This window comes from Oceanicola sp. 22II-s10i (assembly GCF_002210105.1).
In the GTDB taxonomy this organism is placed as follows: domain Bacteria; phylum Pseudomonadota; class Alphaproteobacteria; order Rhodobacterales; family Rhodobacteraceae; genus Pseudooceanicola.
Genome location: NZ_AQQU01000001.1, coordinates 260,387 through 277,124, shown reverse-complemented (window position 1 = coordinate 277,124; position 16,738 = coordinate 260,387). Strand labels below are relative to the sequence as shown.

17 protein-coding genes are annotated in these 16,738 nt (G+C 67.6%); 5 read left to right on the top strand and 12 right to left on the bottom strand.

The window, feature by feature from the left end; translation table 11 throughout:
- Window positions 1-101: 101 nt before the first annotated feature.
- Both ATO6_RS01500 and ATO6_RS01495 read left to right on the top strand, forming a co-directional pair.
- Complete coding sequence (locus ATO6_RS01500; protein ID WP_088622178.1) at window positions 102-1,940, top strand: heavy metal translocating P-type ATPase; 1,839 nt, start codon at window positions 102-104, stop codon at window positions 1,938-1,940.
- A gap of 94 nt (window positions 1,941-2,034) precedes the next feature.
- On the top strand, window positions 2,035-3,069 hold the full coding sequence (locus tag ATO6_RS01495; RefSeq protein WP_217898955.1) for an NADP-dependent oxidoreductase: 1,035 nt from the start codon (window positions 2,035-2,037) through the stop codon (window positions 3,067-3,069).
- A gap of 3 nt (window positions 3,070-3,072) precedes the next feature.
- Here the strand turns inward: ATO6_RS01495 and ATO6_RS01490 are convergent, their stop codons facing one another.
- The gene (locus tag ATO6_RS01490; protein WP_088622176.1) at window positions 3,073-4,257 is read right to left on the bottom strand and encodes an MFS transporter; all 1,185 of its coding nucleotides are present in this window, start codon (window positions 4,255-4,257) and stop codon (window positions 3,073-3,075) included.
- A gap of 3 nt (window positions 4,258-4,260) precedes the next feature.
- Window positions 4,261-4,608, bottom strand: coding sequence for a TraR/DksA C4-type zinc finger protein (locus tag ATO6_RS01485; protein WP_088622175.1), 348 nt, complete (start codon window positions 4,606-4,608; stop codon window positions 4,261-4,263).
- Between the two features lie 175 nt (window positions 4,609-4,783).
- Here ATO6_RS01485 and ATO6_RS01480 point away from each other — a divergent pair, with 175 nt between their 5' ends.
- From ATO6_RS01480 to ATO6_RS01470, 3 genes are all read left to right on the top strand, one after another.
- The gene (locus ATO6_RS01480; RefSeq protein ID WP_088622174.1) at window positions 4,784-5,368 is read left to right on the top strand and encodes a VOC family protein; all 585 of its coding nucleotides are present in this window, start codon (window positions 4,784-4,786) and stop codon (window positions 5,366-5,368) included.
- 92 nt (window positions 5,369-5,460) lie between these two features.
- Window positions 5,461-7,032 (top strand): gamma-glutamyltransferase, encoded by a 1,572-nt coding sequence (locus ATO6_RS01475; RefSeq protein ID WP_088622173.1) that lies wholly within the window; start codon window positions 5,461-5,463, stop codon window positions 7,030-7,032.
- A 97-nt stretch (window positions 7,033-7,129) separates the two neighbouring features.
- Window positions 7,130-8,041 (top strand): TauD/TfdA family dioxygenase, encoded by a 912-nt coding sequence (locus ATO6_RS01470; RefSeq protein WP_088622172.1) that lies wholly within the window; start codon window positions 7,130-7,132, stop codon window positions 8,039-8,041.
- A 69-nt stretch (window positions 8,042-8,110) separates the two neighbouring features.
- Here the strand turns inward: ATO6_RS01470 and ATO6_RS01465 are convergent, their stop codons facing one another.
- The 10 genes from ATO6_RS01465 to rplS form a co-directional block, all read right to left on the bottom strand.
- Window positions 8,111-9,892 (bottom strand): SLC13 family permease, encoded by a 1,782-nt coding sequence (locus ATO6_RS01465; protein WP_088622171.1) that lies wholly within the window; start codon window positions 9,890-9,892, stop codon window positions 8,111-8,113.
- 125 nt (window positions 9,893-10,017) lie between these two features.
- A complete protein-coding gene (locus tag ATO6_RS01460; RefSeq protein ID WP_088622170.1) occupies window positions 10,018-11,079 on the bottom strand; it encodes an Ldh family oxidoreductase in 1,062 nt (353 codons plus the stop codon).
- Window positions 11,080-11,859 carry a fumarylacetoacetate hydrolase family protein gene (locus ATO6_RS01455; protein WP_088622169.1) on the bottom strand — a complete coding sequence of 260 codons (780 nt, stop codon included), beginning with the start codon at window positions 11,857-11,859 and terminating at the stop codon, window positions 11,080-11,082.
- An 11-nt stretch (window positions 11,860-11,870) separates the two neighbouring features.
- Window positions 11,871-12,293 (bottom strand): nuclear transport factor 2 family protein, encoded by a 423-nt coding sequence (locus ATO6_RS01450; RefSeq protein WP_088622168.1) that lies wholly within the window; start codon window positions 12,291-12,293, stop codon window positions 11,871-11,873.
- A 91-nt stretch (window positions 12,294-12,384) separates the two neighbouring features.
- The gene (locus tag ATO6_RS01445; protein WP_088622167.1) at window positions 12,385-13,137 is read right to left on the bottom strand and encodes a GntR family transcriptional regulator; all 753 of its coding nucleotides are present in this window, start codon (window positions 13,135-13,137) and stop codon (window positions 12,385-12,387) included.
- A 132-nt stretch (window positions 13,138-13,269) separates the two neighbouring features.
- Entirely contained in the window at window positions 13,270-13,737 is a 468-nt protein-coding gene (locus ATO6_RS01440) for a DUF1203 domain-containing protein (RefSeq protein ID WP_088622166.1), read from the bottom strand.
- Between the two features lie 91 nt (window positions 13,738-13,828).
- Entirely contained in the window at window positions 13,829-14,638 is an 810-nt protein-coding gene (locus tag ATO6_RS01435) for a division plane positioning ATPase MipZ (RefSeq protein WP_088622165.1), read from the bottom strand.
- 121 nt (window positions 14,639-14,759) lie between these two features.
- Window positions 14,760-15,959, bottom strand: a complete 1,200-nt coding sequence (locus tag ATO6_RS01430) for a hypothetical protein (RefSeq protein WP_088622164.1) — start codon at window positions 15,957-15,959, stop codon at window positions 14,760-14,762.
- A gap of 79 nt (window positions 15,960-16,038) precedes the next feature.
- Window positions 16,039-16,260, bottom strand: a complete 222-nt coding sequence (rpmE, locus tag ATO6_RS01425) for a 50S ribosomal protein L31 (protein ID WP_088622163.1) — start codon at window positions 16,258-16,260, stop codon at window positions 16,039-16,041.
- Between the two features lie 11 nt (window positions 16,261-16,271).
- Complete coding sequence (rplS, locus tag ATO6_RS01420; protein WP_088622162.1) at window positions 16,272-16,655, bottom strand: 50S ribosomal protein L19; 384 nt, start codon at window positions 16,653-16,655, stop codon at window positions 16,272-16,274.
- Between the last annotated feature and the right edge of the window lie 83 nt (window positions 16,656-16,738).

The following is a 16,738-nucleotide window of genomic DNA, read 5'->3' as shown; positions in this document are numbered from 1 at the left end:
GGCAATGGGGGTCGGGCATCGACCTGCGGTGCCGTTTGGGCCATTGTTGCGCGGTGCCGCGCTGCGGCAACACCCCTGTTCAGACCATACGAGTGCCCGCCTTGGACCAGACTTTCAGCGACCGGATCAAGGTCACGCTCCTGCTGCTTGCGCTCGCCGGTCTGGCGACCGGGATTGTCCTGCACCTGTCCGGTCATCCGGCGCAGGCCGCGCTTGCCTGGACGGCCGGTGTCCTGCCCGCGCTGGCCGCCCTGATCGTGGAGATCGTGCGCAGCCTCGCCCGCGGCGAGATCGGGCTGGACATCGTCGCGGCCCTGTCGATGACCGCCGCGCTGGCGTTCGGCGAGACGCTGGCGGCGGCAGTGGTCGCGGTGATGTATTCCGGCGGGACGTTCCTGGAGAGCTTTGCCGAGGGCCGCGCCCGGCGCGAGATGCACGACCTGCTGTCCCGCGTGCCCCGGACGGCCACGAGGTATACCGGCGACGGGATCGAGGAGGTGCCGCTCGACGCGATCGTGCCGGGCGACCTGCTGCTCATCCGGCAGGGCGACGTTGTGCCGGTGGACGGGAGCGTCGCTTCCGATGGTGCTTACCTGGACACCTCGGCCCTGACCGGGGAATCACTGCCCCGGCGGGCGGTGCGGGGCGACGATGCGCTCAGCGGGTCGACCAATGCGGGCGACGCTTTCGACATCACCGCGCTCCGCCCGGCGCGGGACAGCACCTATGCCGGGATCGTGCGGCTGGTGGAGGAAGCGCAGCAATCCAGGGCGCCGATGGCGCGCATGGCCGACCGCTGGTCGCTGGGGTTTCTGGCGGTCACGGTGGCCATCGCCCTCGCGGCCTGGTGGTTCACCGGGGACCCGATCCGGGCCGTCGCGGTGCTGGTCGTCGCCACCCCTTGCCCGCTGATCCTAGCCGTGCCGGTGGCGCTGGTCGCGGGCCTGTCGCGGGCCGCGCGGTTCGGCGTGCTGGTCAAGGGCGCGCGACCGCTGGAAGCCATGGCGCAGGTGCGCACCCTGATCCTCGACAAGACCGGGACGCTGACCGATGGCCGCCCGCAGATCGTCGCCATCGAACGCCACGGCGCGCTGTCCGAGGACGACATCCTGCAACTGGCCGCAGCTCTGGATCAGGCATCGAAACACCCCGTCGCGCAGGCTGTCGTGGCGGCGGCGCGGGCGCGGGGTCTGACGCTGCCTGTGCCGGCCGAGGTCGAGGAACGTCCGGGCGAAGGTGTGACCGGGCTGGTCGCGGGGCAGCGGGTAATCGTCGGCGGGGCGGCCTTCGCCGCCGCCCGGACGGGCGGTGAGGCATGGCAGCCCGGCCGGTTCCCCTTCGGATCGGTGCTGGTCGCCTTGGCCGTGGATGGCCGGATCGCCGGGCACCTCGTGATGGCCGATCCGCTGCGCGCGGAAGCGGCGCAGATGATGACCCGTCTCCGGGCGCAGGGCGTGGACCGGATCCTGCTGGCCACCGGCGATCGCGCGGACGTCGCGGATCAGGTCGTGGCGGGGCTGGGGCTCGACGCCGTCCGGTCCGAGCTGGCGCCCGAGGGCAAGGTGGCGCTGGTGACCGAGGAACGGCGGGCCGCGCCGGTCATGATGGTCGGCGACGGGGTGAACGACGCGCCCGCGCTGGCCGCGGCGGACGTGGGTGTCGCCATGGGGGTGCGCGGCGCGGCGGCCTCGGCCGAGGCGGCGGACGTGGTGCTGCTGGTCGACCGGGTGGATCGGCTGGCGCAGGGGATCGAGGTCGCCCGGCGGTCCCGCGGCATCGCGATGCAGAGCGTCGTCGTCGGGATCGGCCTGTCAGTGGCGGGCATGGTCGCCGCCGCGTTCGGGCTGCTGTCCCCGGTGCAGGGCGCGGTCCTGCAGGAGGTCATCGACGTCGCGGTGATCCTCAACGCGCTCAGGGCGCTCAGGATCGATCCCGCCTGACCCCGCGCGCTGCGTATGGGAAATGCGCTGTCGCCGTATTTGGCAGCGGCGCGCGGCTCCTGTAGATCCGACCGGAAACGGGAGGAACGTTGTAATGTCAGTCAACCGCCAGTGGATCCTGTCCGACGCGCCGGTAGAGCGCATGCCGGTGCCGGAGAATTTCGTCCTGAACGAGGCCCCGGTTCCCGTGCCCGGCCCGGGTCAGGCACTGGTGCGGACGGTGTACATCTCGCTCGATCCCTACCAGTGGGGCTACAAGGTGCGCGGGCTGGAAAAGCCGGGCGACCTGATCCATGCCCGCACGGTCGTGAAGGTGATCGAGAGCAACACCGACGCCTTCAAGGTCGGCGACTTCGTGCATTGCACCAACGGGTGGCAGGAATACGGGCTGATCGGCGAGGGCATCCCGGATCACCCCTACATGAAGACCCGCGTGATCGACCCTGCGCTCGGGCCGGTGTCGACGGCGCTCGGCGTGCTAGGGATGAACGGGCTGACCGCCTATGCGGGGCTGTTCGTCCAGTGCCGCCCGCAGCCGGGCGAAACGGTCGTGGTCTCGGCGGCGACCGGCGGGGTCGGCCAGATCGTCGGCCAGATCGCGCGGGTGCATGGGTGCCGTGCGGTCGGCATCGTATCGACGGAGGAGAAGATGCGCGTCGCCCGCGAGGAGTTCGGCTATGACGCTGTGGTCTCTCATCTCAGCGACACGCTGGATGCGGATCTGGAGGCTGTCTGCCCCGAAGGCGTGGACGTCTATTACGAGAATGTCGGCGGCAAGTCCTTCGACGCCACGGCGCGGTTGTTCAATCAGAAGGCGCGGATGGTGATCTGCGGCCTGATCGGCGAACGCCCCGGCGGGTCCTCGGCCAAGGGCAAGGAGGCGCTGCTGGCGCGGTCGGCGGATCTCAGGGCCGCGCGCGAGGTCGAGGTGGCGGAGCTGTCGGTCGGCAACTTCGTAGACAGCCATTTCGACGAGTTCCTCGAACGGATGTCCGAATGGTATCGCGCGGGCAAGGTCGTCTACCGCGAGGACATCCGCCCCGGCATCGAACGCGCGCCGGAGTATTACGCCGACATGATGGCGGGCGGGAACCTCGGCAAGACGCTGGTGAAGGTCTCGGACGAGTAGGCCTCAGTAGCCACCCGCGCGTTTGCGGCGCAGGTGATCGGCCAGCAGCGCCAGCATCGCGGCGAAGGGCACCAGCGTGATCAGCGCCGAGGCGGGGATCACGTTGTCGGTCCCGAACCGTTCGATCAGCGCGCCGCCCAGCAGGGGCGCGATGGCCGAGGCGGTGAAGGTCGGCAGGGCCAGCATGCCGACCGTGCGCGCGTAGCGCTCGGGCCCGAAGGCGGCCAGCGGGAAGGCCCCGCGCGCGATCGACCACAGCCCGTTGCCCGCGCCGTAGAACAGAAAGGCGATGGTCGCGGGCACGCCGAGGGCCAGCCCCCCGAACCCCAGCACGGCGCAGACCGCGTAGGCGAAGGTCGTCCAGACCGGGTGGTGCTTGCCGCGGCCCAGCATCTCCAGCACCCGCGCGCCGACCTGTGCCGGGCCGATGATCGTGCCGAGGGCGACAGCGGCGGCCAGCGTCATCCCCTGCGAGGTCAGGATGGTGATGAGGTGCGTCGACCAGAACGCCGCCAGCCCTCCGGTGACGGTCATGCAGACCGAGAACAGCCAGAACCGCTTGTCGCGCAGGACCGACCCGGCGGGGGTGGCGTCCTTGTTCTTTGCGGCGACGGGCTGCGGGTTCTTCGCGCGCGGCAGGCCGTAGATGCAGATCGGCGCGGTGATGAAGACGTGGATCGCCGCGTAGCTCAGGCAGGCGCCGCGCCAGCCGATCCATGCGACGAGGAAGGCGGTCAGCGGCCAGCACACGGTCGAGGCGAAGCCGCCCCAGAGCGTCAGCGCCGAGATCGGGCCGCGCGCGTCCTTGCCGTAAATCCGGCCCAGCGTCCCGAACGCGGCGTCGTAGAGGCCCGACGCCATGCCCATCCCCATGATGATCCAGGCCCCGATATAGACGGCGGGGTGGTGACTGGTCGCGATGATCGTCAGGCCGAGCGCCAGCAGGCCCATGCCCCCGGCCATGACCCGGCGCCCGCCGAAGCGTTCGATCAGGCGCCCGACGACCACGGCGGCGACGCCCGACACCAGCAGCCCCAGCGAGATGCCGGCGGTGACGAGGCCGAAGGGCCAGCCGGTTTCCTCGCGCAGCGGCGCGGCGATCACCGCAAGCAGGTAGAAGGACGAGCCCCACGAGAAGATCTGCACGATCCCGAGGGCCGACACAGTGCGCAGACGTTCGCGATCCATCCGTCAGCCCGCGCAGGAGACGCAGCGCATGACGGAGGGGTCGAGGTCCAGCCGCGCGAGCCCGATGAAATCGCCGCAATCCTCGCAATAGCCGAACTCGCCCTCGTCGATCCGGGACAGTGCGGCCGTCAGCGCGCGGCTCCGCGCCGCGCGGCGCGCCTCGGTTCCGGCCGCCATGGCCTGGTTCTGCAGCGCGTCCATACGCGACAGGCGACCGACGCTCTGCTGGTCCAGCTCGACCGGTCTGCGGTCTGCGGCCGTCGCCTCGGAGGCCGCGCGCAGGTCCTCCAGCTCCGCAAGGATCTGCGGGCGGTATCGGGTGGCGAGCGCCTGATCGCTCGGCTCGGTCATCGCGGGTCACTCCGGGCTGCGTTCCGGCACGCTAGGCCCGTGCGGCAGCAATGCCAAGATCCCCCGCAATTTCGCGAGATATGTGAATCTGTGCACATATCAGGTGCCAGATCAGGTATTTGGTGCGGGGCTTCTCCGGTCTATCTTGGGCAAAGGCGGACAGAGGAGAGGCCAGATGCGTAAACTTCAGGTTCAGGGCGTGCACCACATCACGCTGACGGGGGCGGATCGCCAGACATCCATCGACTTCTGGGAAGGTGTGCTGGGGATGCCCTTCGTCTTCGACCAGCCCAACCTCGACAATCCGGACGAGGGTCACCTGTATTTCGATCCGGGCGACGGTCGGCTGATCACGATCTTCACGAACGAGACCCGCAAGCCGGTGCATTCGCGCACGCCGATGGATCCGGGCTGTGTCCACCACCTTGCCTTCAACGTCAGCAAGGCGACGTTCAGCCAGGCGGTCGAGCGTCTGAAGGAGCGCGGGATCGGCAATTCCGGGGTCAAGGACCGGGGCTTCATGGACTCGATCTATTTCAAGGATCCGCTGGGTCTGCTGATCGAACTGGCCTGCTACCGGTTCGAGCCGCCGCGTGGCTCGTCCCATGCCGAGGTGATGATCGAGGCGCATCGTCTGCGGGTCGAGCGGGGCGACTACAACATCGCCGAGGTGCATCTTGCCGACGCGATCGAGATGATCGTCGAGCGCTCGCAGCAGTCGCTTTCGTCCTCGCGCGGACCGGCGGACCCCTACGCCTGAGTGGATCGCGGCCATCGACGTGGCCGCGACACGTAATTCCTTGCGCCATTCCGTTATCCCGCCGAACATCGTGCGGAACGGAGGACGCTTTCATGACGCACAACTTCTCGACCTCGCTGGTCGTTCGCAAGCCTGTCAGGGAAACCGAGGGCGGCGTGGTCGCCACCCAGCACCACAAGGGCGCGCGGGCCGGGGCCGAGGTGCTCAAGGCCGGTGGCAACGCCATCGACGCGGCGGTGGCCACGGCATTCGCCATGGGCGTGGTCGAACCGTGGATGAGCGGACCGGGCGGCGGTGGCGGGATGGTGTTCTGGAACGCCGCCGAGCAGAAGTGCTATGCCCTGAACTTCGGGATGAGGTCGCCTGCGGCGCTCGACCCGTTCGACTATCCGCTGTCGGGGCAGGGGGTCGCGTCCGACCTGTTCCCCTGGCCCTCGGTCGTCGGCGACCGGAACGTGCGGGGCGCGACCGCCGTGGCCGTGCCGGGCATGGTCGCGGGCGCGGCGGCGGCGCATCAGAAGTTCGGCACGATGAAGTGGGCCGACCTGCTGGCCCCGGCCGAGACACTGGCGCGCGAGGGGATGGAGGTCGACTGGTATGCCTCCCTCCTGATCGCGTCCTCGGCCCGCAACATCGGGGGGGACAAGGACCTGGCCCGGATGTTCCTGACCGACGGGGTCTATGCGCCGGTCGCGGGCTGGACCGCCTCGGGCCTGCCGCGCATCGCGATGGACGGCATGGCCGATACGCTGGCCACGCTCGCCAAGGACGGGCGCGACGCCTATTACAAGGGCGACATCGGCGCGGCCATCGCGGATGACGTGCAGGGCAAGGGCGGCAGCCTGTCGCGTGAAGACCTTGCCGAATACGAGGCGCAGTGGGTCACGCCCTACGGCTTCGACCGGGGCGGTGCGAAGTTCCGCCTGCTGCCGGGCCTGACCGCCGGTCCGACCTTCGGCGACATCTTCGACCGCCTGCCCGAACCGGCCGCCAAGGGTACCCCGGACGCCGCCGGATGGGTCGCCATCGCCGAGGCGCTCAAGGGGGCCTACGATCACCGCCTTGCCACCATGGGGCATGACGGCGAGATCCCGACGCGCGAGGCCTGCACCACGCATTTCTCGGTCGTCGACCGGCACGGCAACATCGTGGCATGGACGCAGACGCTGCTGTCGATCTTCGGCGCCTGCACGCTGTCGCAGTCGACGGGCATGATGATGAACAACGGCATCATGTGGTTCGACCCGGAGCAGGGGAAACCGAACTCCATCGCGCCCGGCGTGCCCTGCCTGATGAACATCTGCCCGGCCATCGCGATCACCGAGGATGGTGGGTACGGCTTCGGCGCATCCGGTGGCCGCAAGATCGTCGGCGCGGTATCGCAGCTGGCGCATTTCGTCACCGACCGGGGCATGTCGCTGGAAGAGGCGTTCCACCATCCGCGCATCGACTATGCCACCTCGACCATCGTCGCGGACGAAGCGATCCCGGACGAGGCGCGCGCCGCGCTTCGCGCCGGGCACAGCGTCAACGACCGTCCGCGCAACGTCTATCCGCTGAACTGGGCCTGCACGAGCGGGGTGATGCGGACGGGCGGGATGAACGCCGGCTGCACCGAGGTGACGACGCCCTGGGGCGACGCGGTGAGGGAAGAGGACGTCTGACCCACATACATGGATCCTGAACCTTCCATTTCGCACTCACCCGGTATGATGTTATAACAGGTGAGAGGGCCGCGGCCCGCGAATCTGGGAGGATACGATGAAGATTAAACCGACCGGCCAAGTCATGGGCGCCATCGGCACCGATGTGGATCTGTCCAAACCGCTGAGCGATCAGGACTTCGGTGACCTTGTCGCCGCGCTCGGCAAGCATGGCGTGATCTGCTTTCCCAAGCAGAACCTGACGGCCCCGCAGCTCAAGGCGTTCTCGGAAAAGTTCGGAACGCTGCAGGTCTCGGTCAGCGGTCAGTACACGCACCCGGATCAGCCCGAGGTCATGATCCTGTCCAACATCAAGGAAGACGGGAAACCCATCGGTCTGGCCGACGCCGGGCAGGACTGGCACACCGACATGTCCTACATGGACACAATCGGCTTCGTGAACGTGCTCTTCGCCGAGGCCGTGCCGCATCGTGACGGCAAGCCGCTCGGGGCGACGCTGTTCGCGAACATGCGGCAGGCCTATCTCGACCTGCCCGCCGAGATGCGCGAGCGGCTGAAGGACGCGATCTGCGTGCACGACTTCAACAAGTTCTGGGAGGAGATGCGCCGCCGTCCGGGATCCGAACGCCCGCCGCTGTCACCCGAGGCCCGCGCCAAGCGTCCGCCGGTGCGCCACCCGCTGTTCCTTGTCCACCCGATCACGGGCGAGGAGATCCTCTATGCCAACCCCGGCTATGCCGAATACATCGAAGGCATGGACCGCAAGGAAAGCGACGAGATCCTCGACTTCCTGTTCAAGCATCAGCTGCAGGAGAAGTACCAGTACAAGCACGACTGGACCCTCGGCGACGTGCTGATCTGGGACCACATCGGCACGCTGCACACCGCCATCGCGGACTACAAGCCCGAAGAACATCGCAAGATGATCCGGTGCCAGGTCTACGCCGACCGCATCTTCGAACCGGCCTTCGTCAAGGAGGCGCTGGCGCATTCCTCCGTGGCGGCCTGACCCGTCGCCACATGGAAGAAAGGGCGGGGTGCTGGTCCCCGCCCTTTTGCGTTTCGCGCCCCTCCGTGGTCAGAGAGGGAAGAACACGCTGATCGCCAGAACGGCGGTAAAGCCCACGATCAGGTTCATCGGCACCCCCATTTTCAGAAAGTCCGAGAACCGGTAGTTCCCCGCGCCGTAGACCAGCGTGTTGGTCTGATACCCGATGGGCGTGGCGAAGCTGGCGCTGGCCGAGAACATCACCGCCACGACGAAGGGCCGGGGATCGACGCCGAGCTGTCCGGCCAGCGCGATGGCGATCGGGGTGAAGATCACGGCCACGGCGTTGTTGGTCACCACCTCGGTCAGGATCGAACCGACGAGGTACACCGCCAGCAGCGCGAGCAGCGGCGACAGGCCCTGAAGCCACGGTGTCAGCGCTCCGACCAGCAGCTCGACCGCGCCCGTGTTTTCCAGCCCCGCGCCGATGATCAGCATGGCAAAGATCAGGACGAGGATCGACGCGTCGATGGACTGCCATGCCTCGTCGTTGTCGATGCAGCGCAGGACGAGGATCAGGGCGACACCCAGAAGCGCGAGGATGCCGATCGGCATGACCTCGAAGGCCGCCAGCCCGACGATGCCGACAAGAGTCAGCACGGCAATCGGCGCCTGACGGCGGCGATAGGCCCGCCCGCCCGGTTCCGTGACCGAGACGACGTCGCCCGCGCGGCGGAGTTCCTCGAACCCTTCCGCCGTGCCTTCCAGCAGCAGCTTGTCCGCCGGTCGCAGGCGCGCGCTGGACAGGTCCGGCCCGGCGATGTGCCCCGGACGGAACGCCCCCAGCACCCGCATCCCGGCGCGGCGGCCAAGGGCGAGGTCGGCGATACGGATGCCGGAACTGCGCCGCGACGGCGTCACGATGGCTTCGGCGACGCGGACCTGCGCGCCGGGTTCCAGTTCGACCGAGCGGCGCATCCCGACGCGCAGGCCGCTCTGTTCGGCGAATGTCAGCAGCTCCGACGTCGGGGCGATGACGATCAGCGTGTCGGCCTTCTGCAGCACCAGGTCGTCCAGCCCGCGCCGTTCGATCTGGCTGCCGCGCCGCACGCCGGTGACGCGGACCTCGGTGCGCTGGAAATCCGCGATCTTGCCGAGGGGCTGACCGATCTGGGTATAGCCGGTGAGGATCGTGATTTCCGACAGGAACGGCGTCTCCGTGCTTTCGTCCAGTCCCTCGCCATGGCGGTCCGGCAGCAGGAACCGCCCGAGGACCAGCATGGAGACGCCGCCAACCAGCGCGACCACGATGCCGACCGGCGCGATCTCGAAGATCGTGAAGGCTTCCATCCCGTTTTCCCGCGCCACGCCGTCGACCAGCAGGTTGGTCGATGTGCCGATCAGCGTACAGGTTCCGCCGAGGATCGCGGCATAGCTGAGCGGGATCAGCAGGCGCGTCGGCGCGAGGCCGAGGCTGGTCGCCAGCCGGATCACCACGGGGATCAGCACCAGCACCACCGGGGTGTTGTTCATGAAGGCCGAGACGATCACCGTGACCAGCACGAAGATCCCGACGGCAAGGACCGGTCGTGTCTTGGCCCGTCCGATCACGATATCGGCCAGCGTATCCAGCACCCCGGTGCGCACCAGTGCGCCCGACACGACGAACATCGCGGCGATGGTGATCGGGGCGGAGCTGGAAAAGACCTTCATCACCTGATCGGTCGGGGTCAGCCCCAGCACGATGAACAGGCCGGCCCCCCCGGCGGCGGTGACCTCGGGCGGGTATTTTTCGATGGTGAAGGCGACGAACAGAAGAAACAGCAGAACAAGAGCAACTACAGACGGGTCAACGCCCAGGTGCAGACTCATGATGGCAGGACACTCCAAAGTGGATCCGGCAGGTCAATGCGCCGGACCCTCTTCGGGTTCACGGGAAAAGGAAAGCCCTATCGGTGGCGGGCGGAGTGTCGCGCATCTCCGCGCCCCGTCCGTTTTCAGTCCAGCAGCCATTCGGCGCCGCTTTCCTCGGCGATCTCCTTCAGCTTTGCCTTAAGGCCGGGCGCCACGGGAATGCCGTTCGCGCCCCGTTCGGCCGCATGTTTCCGTTCCGGATCGCCCGCCACCATGACCGGCTGCGCGGAATCGACCGGCGGTGTCGCCCGGAGGGCGTCGCAGAAGGCGGCGACCTCGGCCCGGAAATCCTCGGCGGGGCGGAACATGCCGGGGTCGATGGCGAGGAAGAAGTGACCGATGTCCATGCCCTGCGGTTTTTTCGTGTGCTGCGGGTCGGTCGGGAAGGTCGCGCCGGACAGGCCGGCGGCAAGGATGTTCACCATCGCCGACAGGCCGTAGCCCTTGTAGCTCGACCCTTCGGGTGAGCCGCCGAGCGATGTCAGGTAGCCGCCGTTCTGCGTCTCCAGCGGGTTGACCGATGGCAGGCCGTCCTTGGTCAGGACCCAGCCCGGCGGGCAGTCCAGCCCCTCGTTCGCCTTGTTGCGGATGCGTCCCGCCGCGACGGTCGTGGTCGCCATGTCCAGAAGGAAGGGCCGCCCCGGTTCGCCCGGCGCGGCGAAGGCCAGCGGATCGGTCCCGAACCGCGCCTGCGCGCCGCCAGCAGGGGCGACCTGGATCAGCGAGGCCGAGGTCGTAACCATGCCGATCAGCCCGGCCTCGGCCGCCATGTTGGCGTAGAACCCGCAGGCGCCGAAATGGGCCGAGTTGCGGACCACGGCGATCCCGATGCCGATCGTCCTGGCCTTTTCGATGGCCGTCGACATGGCCAGCCGGGCCGGGGCGTGCCCCAGTCCGCCGTCCCCGTCGACCAGCGCGTTGACCGGCCCCTGCGTGGCGATGGTGGGCACCGCCTCCATCCGAAGCCGCTTGTTCCCGACGTGCCGGTGATAGACCGTCAGCATGGATATGCCGTGGCTGTCGATGCCATGTAGATCGGTCCATGCCATGACCTCGGCTGTCTGCTCGGCGTAGGTCTGCGGCATGCCCCAGGACGCGAGGATCCCGGCGATCTGCCGCTGGTGCGTTTCGTAGTCGGCGGCCATCTACTGCTCCATCACCAGCCGGTTGCGCAGTGTGCCGACGCCCGAGATCTCGATCTCCACCTCGTCCCCCGCCTTGAGGTCGGGCGAGGTGCCGTCGGTGCCCATCCAGATCACGTCGCCGGGGACCAGCGTCATGTACTGGCTCATGACCGAGATGAAGGTCGCCACGCCAAAGATCATCTCGTCGGTCTTGAAGGTGATCGTCTCTTCGCCGTTCACCCGGACGGTGGTCATCATGTCCTCCAGCCGTGCCTCGGTGTCGATCCATGGCCCCATCGGCTTGAAGGTGTCAGTGTTCTTGGCCCGCCACAGGGTGCGGTCGCTCTTTTGCCAGATGCGTTCGGACACGTCGTTCCCGATGGTCCAGCCCAGCACGTAATCCAGCGCCTCGGCCTCGGACACGTGGCGGCAGCGCTTGCCGATCACAGCGACGATCTCGCCCTCGTAGTGGACCTTGGTCGCGTCCTTGGGGATCACGATGTTCTCGCCATGCGCGATAAGTGCGTTGTTCGCGCGGTAGCCGACATCGGGCAGCGTCGGCAGGTTCGGGACCACGCCGTTGCGATCCGCCGCTTCCTTGATGTGCTTGGCGTAGTTCAGACCCACGCAGTAGAAGGTCGGGGGCACGACCGGGACCAGCAGCCGGACGTCATCGAATCCGCGCAGGCGGTTCGTTTCCTCCCACTGGCCAAAGGGCGTCCCGGTGACCTCGCGGATCTCCTCGCCCTCGACCAGCCCGTATTGCGGGCCGTCGCCCGCGTCGTATCTGCACCAGCGCATGGTGTCCTCCTTCAGGCCGCGAAACTGGCGGCGTCGCTTTTCAGCCAGCGGATCTGCCAGCCGTCCGCGCCCCGGCCCGCGCGGGCGCGGACGGTGCGGATATTGGTGAAGCCGGTCAGCGGCGCGGGGCCGTCCAGCGGGGTGCCGGCATCGTGCTGGACGACCAGCATGTAGGCCGTCAGCGTGACGGTGCCATCCGCCTCGACCACGCCCGCGACATTGGTCAGCAGGTGGTGGATGCGCCGGGTGGCCGACCGGCCCGCCATCGCGGCCATGAGCGCGTCGCGGTCGCCGATCACCTTGCCCTGCCGGTGCCATTCGCCGTCCAGCAGGTCGGCCATGCCGTCGTAGTCGCTGTCGTCCAGATGGCGGTAGAAACGGATCATCGCATTCGCCGCGCGGGCGATCGGATCCTCGTGGATCGTGTCGGTCATGGCTCCTCCTCAGGACCGTATCGGGATGGCCCGGCGCGGGGTGGCGCCTCGGGGCCTTTGTCCGTCCGGCCTCCCCGACCGGGCGGGTAACTCAGCCCTCGCCGCGTTCGGCGGGGACAAAGCCGATCCCGGTGCCGCCGTCGCGCAGCACCAGATCGACGTTAAAGCTGTAGCGGGACGGGTGGTAATGGACCTCGAGATAGTAGATCGGCCGGTCCTTCACCGTGAAGTAGATGCGCCGCGCGCGGATGATCGGGGTGCCGTCTGCGACGTCCAGCAACCGCGCGATTTCGCCTGTGGCCGCCATCGGGTCCAGCGTCTGCTCGGCCCGGTGGACCCGGCGCTGCAGGCGGATGCCCATGGCGAAGGCGGAGCTGACGTTGGTGCGGTAGTCGTCTTCGGACAGGCGGCTGTCGGGGGTGTCGGCGGAATAGCCGTCGGCCACGGTCTGCGGCTCGCCGTTCTTGTGAACCGAGGTGCGGATGTGGCGGACGGCGGCGCCGGGGGGCAGTTCCAGCACCTCGGCCAGATCTGCGTCGGCCGCGATCACCTCGTTGAACACCGGCTCGCTGGTGAACAGCCGCGCCTCTTCCAGAAAGCCCACGAGGTTGAATTCGCGCGCCGTGTTCCGCCGCCCGGTGACGAAGGTGCCGACGCCCGGCCGCCGGACGAGGAGACCGCGTTCGACCAGCTGGCCGATGGCGGCGCGGATGGTGATCCGGCTGACGCCATATTCCTCGCAGAGCTCGGCCTCGGAGGGCAGCATGGCGCCCTGTTCCAGCCCTTCGCCCGCGATCCGTTCGATCAGATCGCGCGAGACCTGCTGGTAAAGGGCGTTGGCCATGTGGGGATCCGTCTCATCCTCGGGCCTGAGCGCCCTGAGGTGATGATGTCATGACATTTCCCGCAGGGTCAATGTCGTGGGGGCCGGATCCGCCCCGACCGCCCGCACCTTGCACGAATGCGAAATTCCCGCTCAGACCCGGCGCGCGCGGGCCGCGAAACAACCGGGTTTCGCGTTGTGGATGTCGATGAAGGACACGTCGGTCGCGCCGAACATCGCGTCCAGCCGTGCGGCGACCTCGGCCCCCTCCACCACGTCGGCGGCAATCATCATCCCGCCGGCATCGAACGCGCGCAGAGACAGCAGCCGGTGGTGCAGCACCTCGGGCACCTCGCCCGCAACCGGCGCGGCTTGCGGCGCGTCCTGCCGGACGAACACCGCATGGCGCGCGTCATAAGGCGAGCCGAGGTCGAGATGCGTGTGGTTCACGAGGATCACCGTCTCGCCCACCTCGGCATCCTGCAAACTGACGCGGCAGGGAAAGCCGGGCTTGTGATCCACCGTCATGCGCCGCGCCCCGGCGTCGGCAAGCGCCATGTCGTCCAGCGCGAACAGCGGGGCGAAGGCGTCGTAGGGCAGCGCTTCGATCTGAAAGGTCATTCCGGGCACTCCTGTATGGAACTGCCCGGTCGTAGCCCGCCGCGCCGCCTTTGCGCGACCCGGATGCTGCGCATTGCGCAGCGGGCGCCGATCAGAAGGTAACCTTGACCCCCGGCAGGTTCAGCGCGGCCACCAGATCGCGCATTTCCTGCCGCGCGGCGACGTTCGAGATGTTCATCTGCGTGATGCCGATGTCGGGCAGGTCCAGCAGAGTCAGCCCGCGCGGGAACAGCTCGCGGAAGATCACGCGCTCGCTGAAGCCGGGCACGACGCGGAAGCCGATCCGGCGGGACAGGCGGGTGATGGCCTGTTCCATCTTCATCTTGTTGATCATCGCCTGCGCGCCCAGACGGTTGCGCAGCACGACCCAGTCGATCGGCTTCAGCCCGGCCTGCGCGCGCAGCTGGCGCGCGGACCAGACCATTTCGGCATAGACCGACGGCCCGAGGATGCGTTCGCCGTCATTGTCCACATGGGCCAGCAGGTCGAAATCGACGAAGCTGTCGTTCAGCGGCGAGATCAATGTGTCGGCCAGCGAATGCGCCACCTGGCTCAGCCGCGTGTGCGAGCCGGGGCAGTCGATCAGGATGAATTCGTTGTCCGGCTCCAGAATCGAGATCGCGGTCGAGATCCGCTGGTCGAACGGGTTCTCGCCCGGCCGCAGCCGGTCCTTGTCCACGTCCGGCAGGTCGTGGAAATCGGGCGACTGCAACGTCAGCCCTTCCTTCACGCAAAAGCGTTTCCGGTTGTCCATGAAACGGCCGAGCGTCTTTTGCCGGAGATCGAGATCGAGCATCGCGACACGGTGCCCGATCCGCGACAGTGCGATCCCGACATGGGCCGAAACTGTCGATTTCCCGGCGCCGCCCTTTTCGTTCCCCACAACGATGATATGTGCCATGCCGAACCCTTTGTCCCCTCCTGATGAGGGTCTAATTTGTTCGTCAACTATATGTTGTGTGGTCGGCCAGATAAAGCCGATTTCGGCTCTGAATAAGGGAAATGTGGCGTTCTTGCCCCGGTCAGCCTTCTGCCGGCTCGCCGAAAATGGCGATCATCGCGCCCAATACAGCAAGCCCGGTGAAGAATGCGCCGCGCAGGCTGCGCTGTTCGCGGAAATCGCCAAGCGCGGCGATCAGCGCCTGCAGGCTGTAATAGGCGGCAAAGGCGCGCGAGGCGTAGGAGACGATTTCGAACACGTTCAGCACCCATGTCAGGCCGATGCCGATCGCGGTCAGCAGGGCATAGGCGAGGGCGGGGCGCAGGCGGTGACCGGTCAGTTCGTCGATCAGCCCGCCGGACCCGCTGGTGTCCGCGACGGCGGCGCTGAACTGCGCGGCCAGCGCGGCCACGACCAGCAGGATCGGCAGGATCGGCGCGACGATCGCCATCATGTCGACGATCGCCGTTTCCGAGAATGCCAGCTGATCGCGCCGGAACACGAAGGACATGGCAAGGATGTAGGCCATGTAGATGCCCGCCGAGAGCAACTGCGACCACCGCATCGACCGGATGCGGACCTTCGGGGAATAGGTCGCGCCGAGGTAGCGCGAGGTTTCGAACCCCTGCACCGTCACCAGCAGCCCCATGGCCAGCGTCGCGGCGGCCCAGCCCGACACCTGCGGCGTGTTGACGATCAGCCCGCCGTCCGCCGCCTTGCCGAACGCGAAGGTCGCGAGCCCCGCCAGCAGGGCGGCGATGATGGCCAGCTTGATCGCGACCGAGGCATATTCCATCCGCTCCAGCGCCTCGAACCCCCTGGTCCAGCCGGTGATAAGGATCAGGGCGAAGACAGCCGTCGTCACGCTGTTGGCGATCACGTCCGAGTTCCACGGCGTCAGCCGGACGGCAAAGGACCCCAGCAGGTTCAGGTAATAGGCGACCGAGATCATGTAGGCGAAGGCGAGCACCGCCGAGGCCAGTGTATCCAGCCGCCGTTCGCCGCGCGGGCGCGCGTCGTCGCCCTCGCCCAGCCGGGCGATGTTCACCCGCACCGCCCCGCCGAAGGCCCATGCGGTCAGGCAGAGCCCCGCCATCCCGAGCGGCGCGAGGTAGCCGAACGCGTCCTCGAGGATCGGGCCGACGATCAGGAATCCGCTGCCGATGATCGAGGCCAGCGGCGTCACCATCGCCCGCCATGTCGGCATGGAGCGCAGGCCGGGGTGGAACATCGCCGCCCCGACGGCCAGTCCGATCACGATCAGGATGATGTCAAAGGCCATGACGCCCCGATTGCTGCCGCTGGAAAAGCAAACGCCGCCCCGTGGGGCGGCGTTCCGAACGTCGCGATACGCGGCAGGCTCAGAAGCCCAGGCCGGCGTACTTGTTCTTGAACTTCGACACGCGGCCGCCGGCGTCCATCAGGCGGGTGCTGCCACCGGTCCAGGCGGGGTGCACGGTCGGGTCGACGTCCAGCGACAGGGTGTCGCCTTCCTTGCCCCAGGTCGAACGCATCTGGAAGATGGTGCCGTCGGTCATCTTGACGTCGATGACGTGGTAGTCGGGATGGATGTCCTTTTTCATGACGTCTTTCCTTATGCCTCGGCGCCGGCTTTGGGCTTGTAGTTGGTGACTTCCGCGATACGGGCCGATTTGCCGCGGCGCGAACGGAGGTAGTACAGCTTGGCGCGACGGACGCGGCCACGGCGGACAACCTCGATCTTGTCGATGTTGGTGGAGTAGAGCGGGAACACACGTTCCACGCCTTCACCGAAGGAAATCTTGCGGACGGTGAACGAGCCGGCAATGCCTTCGCCGTGCTTGCGGCTGATGACCACGCCTTCGTAGTTCTGAACGCGGGTGCGGGTGCCTTCGGTCACCTTGTAACCGACGCGAACGGTGTCGCCGGCCTTGAAGTCGGGGATCTCTTTCCCCAGCGAGGCGATCTGTTCCGCCTCGAGCTGTGCGATCAGGTCCATCTGATCATCTCCTATCATGCTCGCGGTTGCTCCGCGAAGGTGGTCGGATCGAGAGAGCTCCTGGTCTTCTGCCGGGTCCGCCT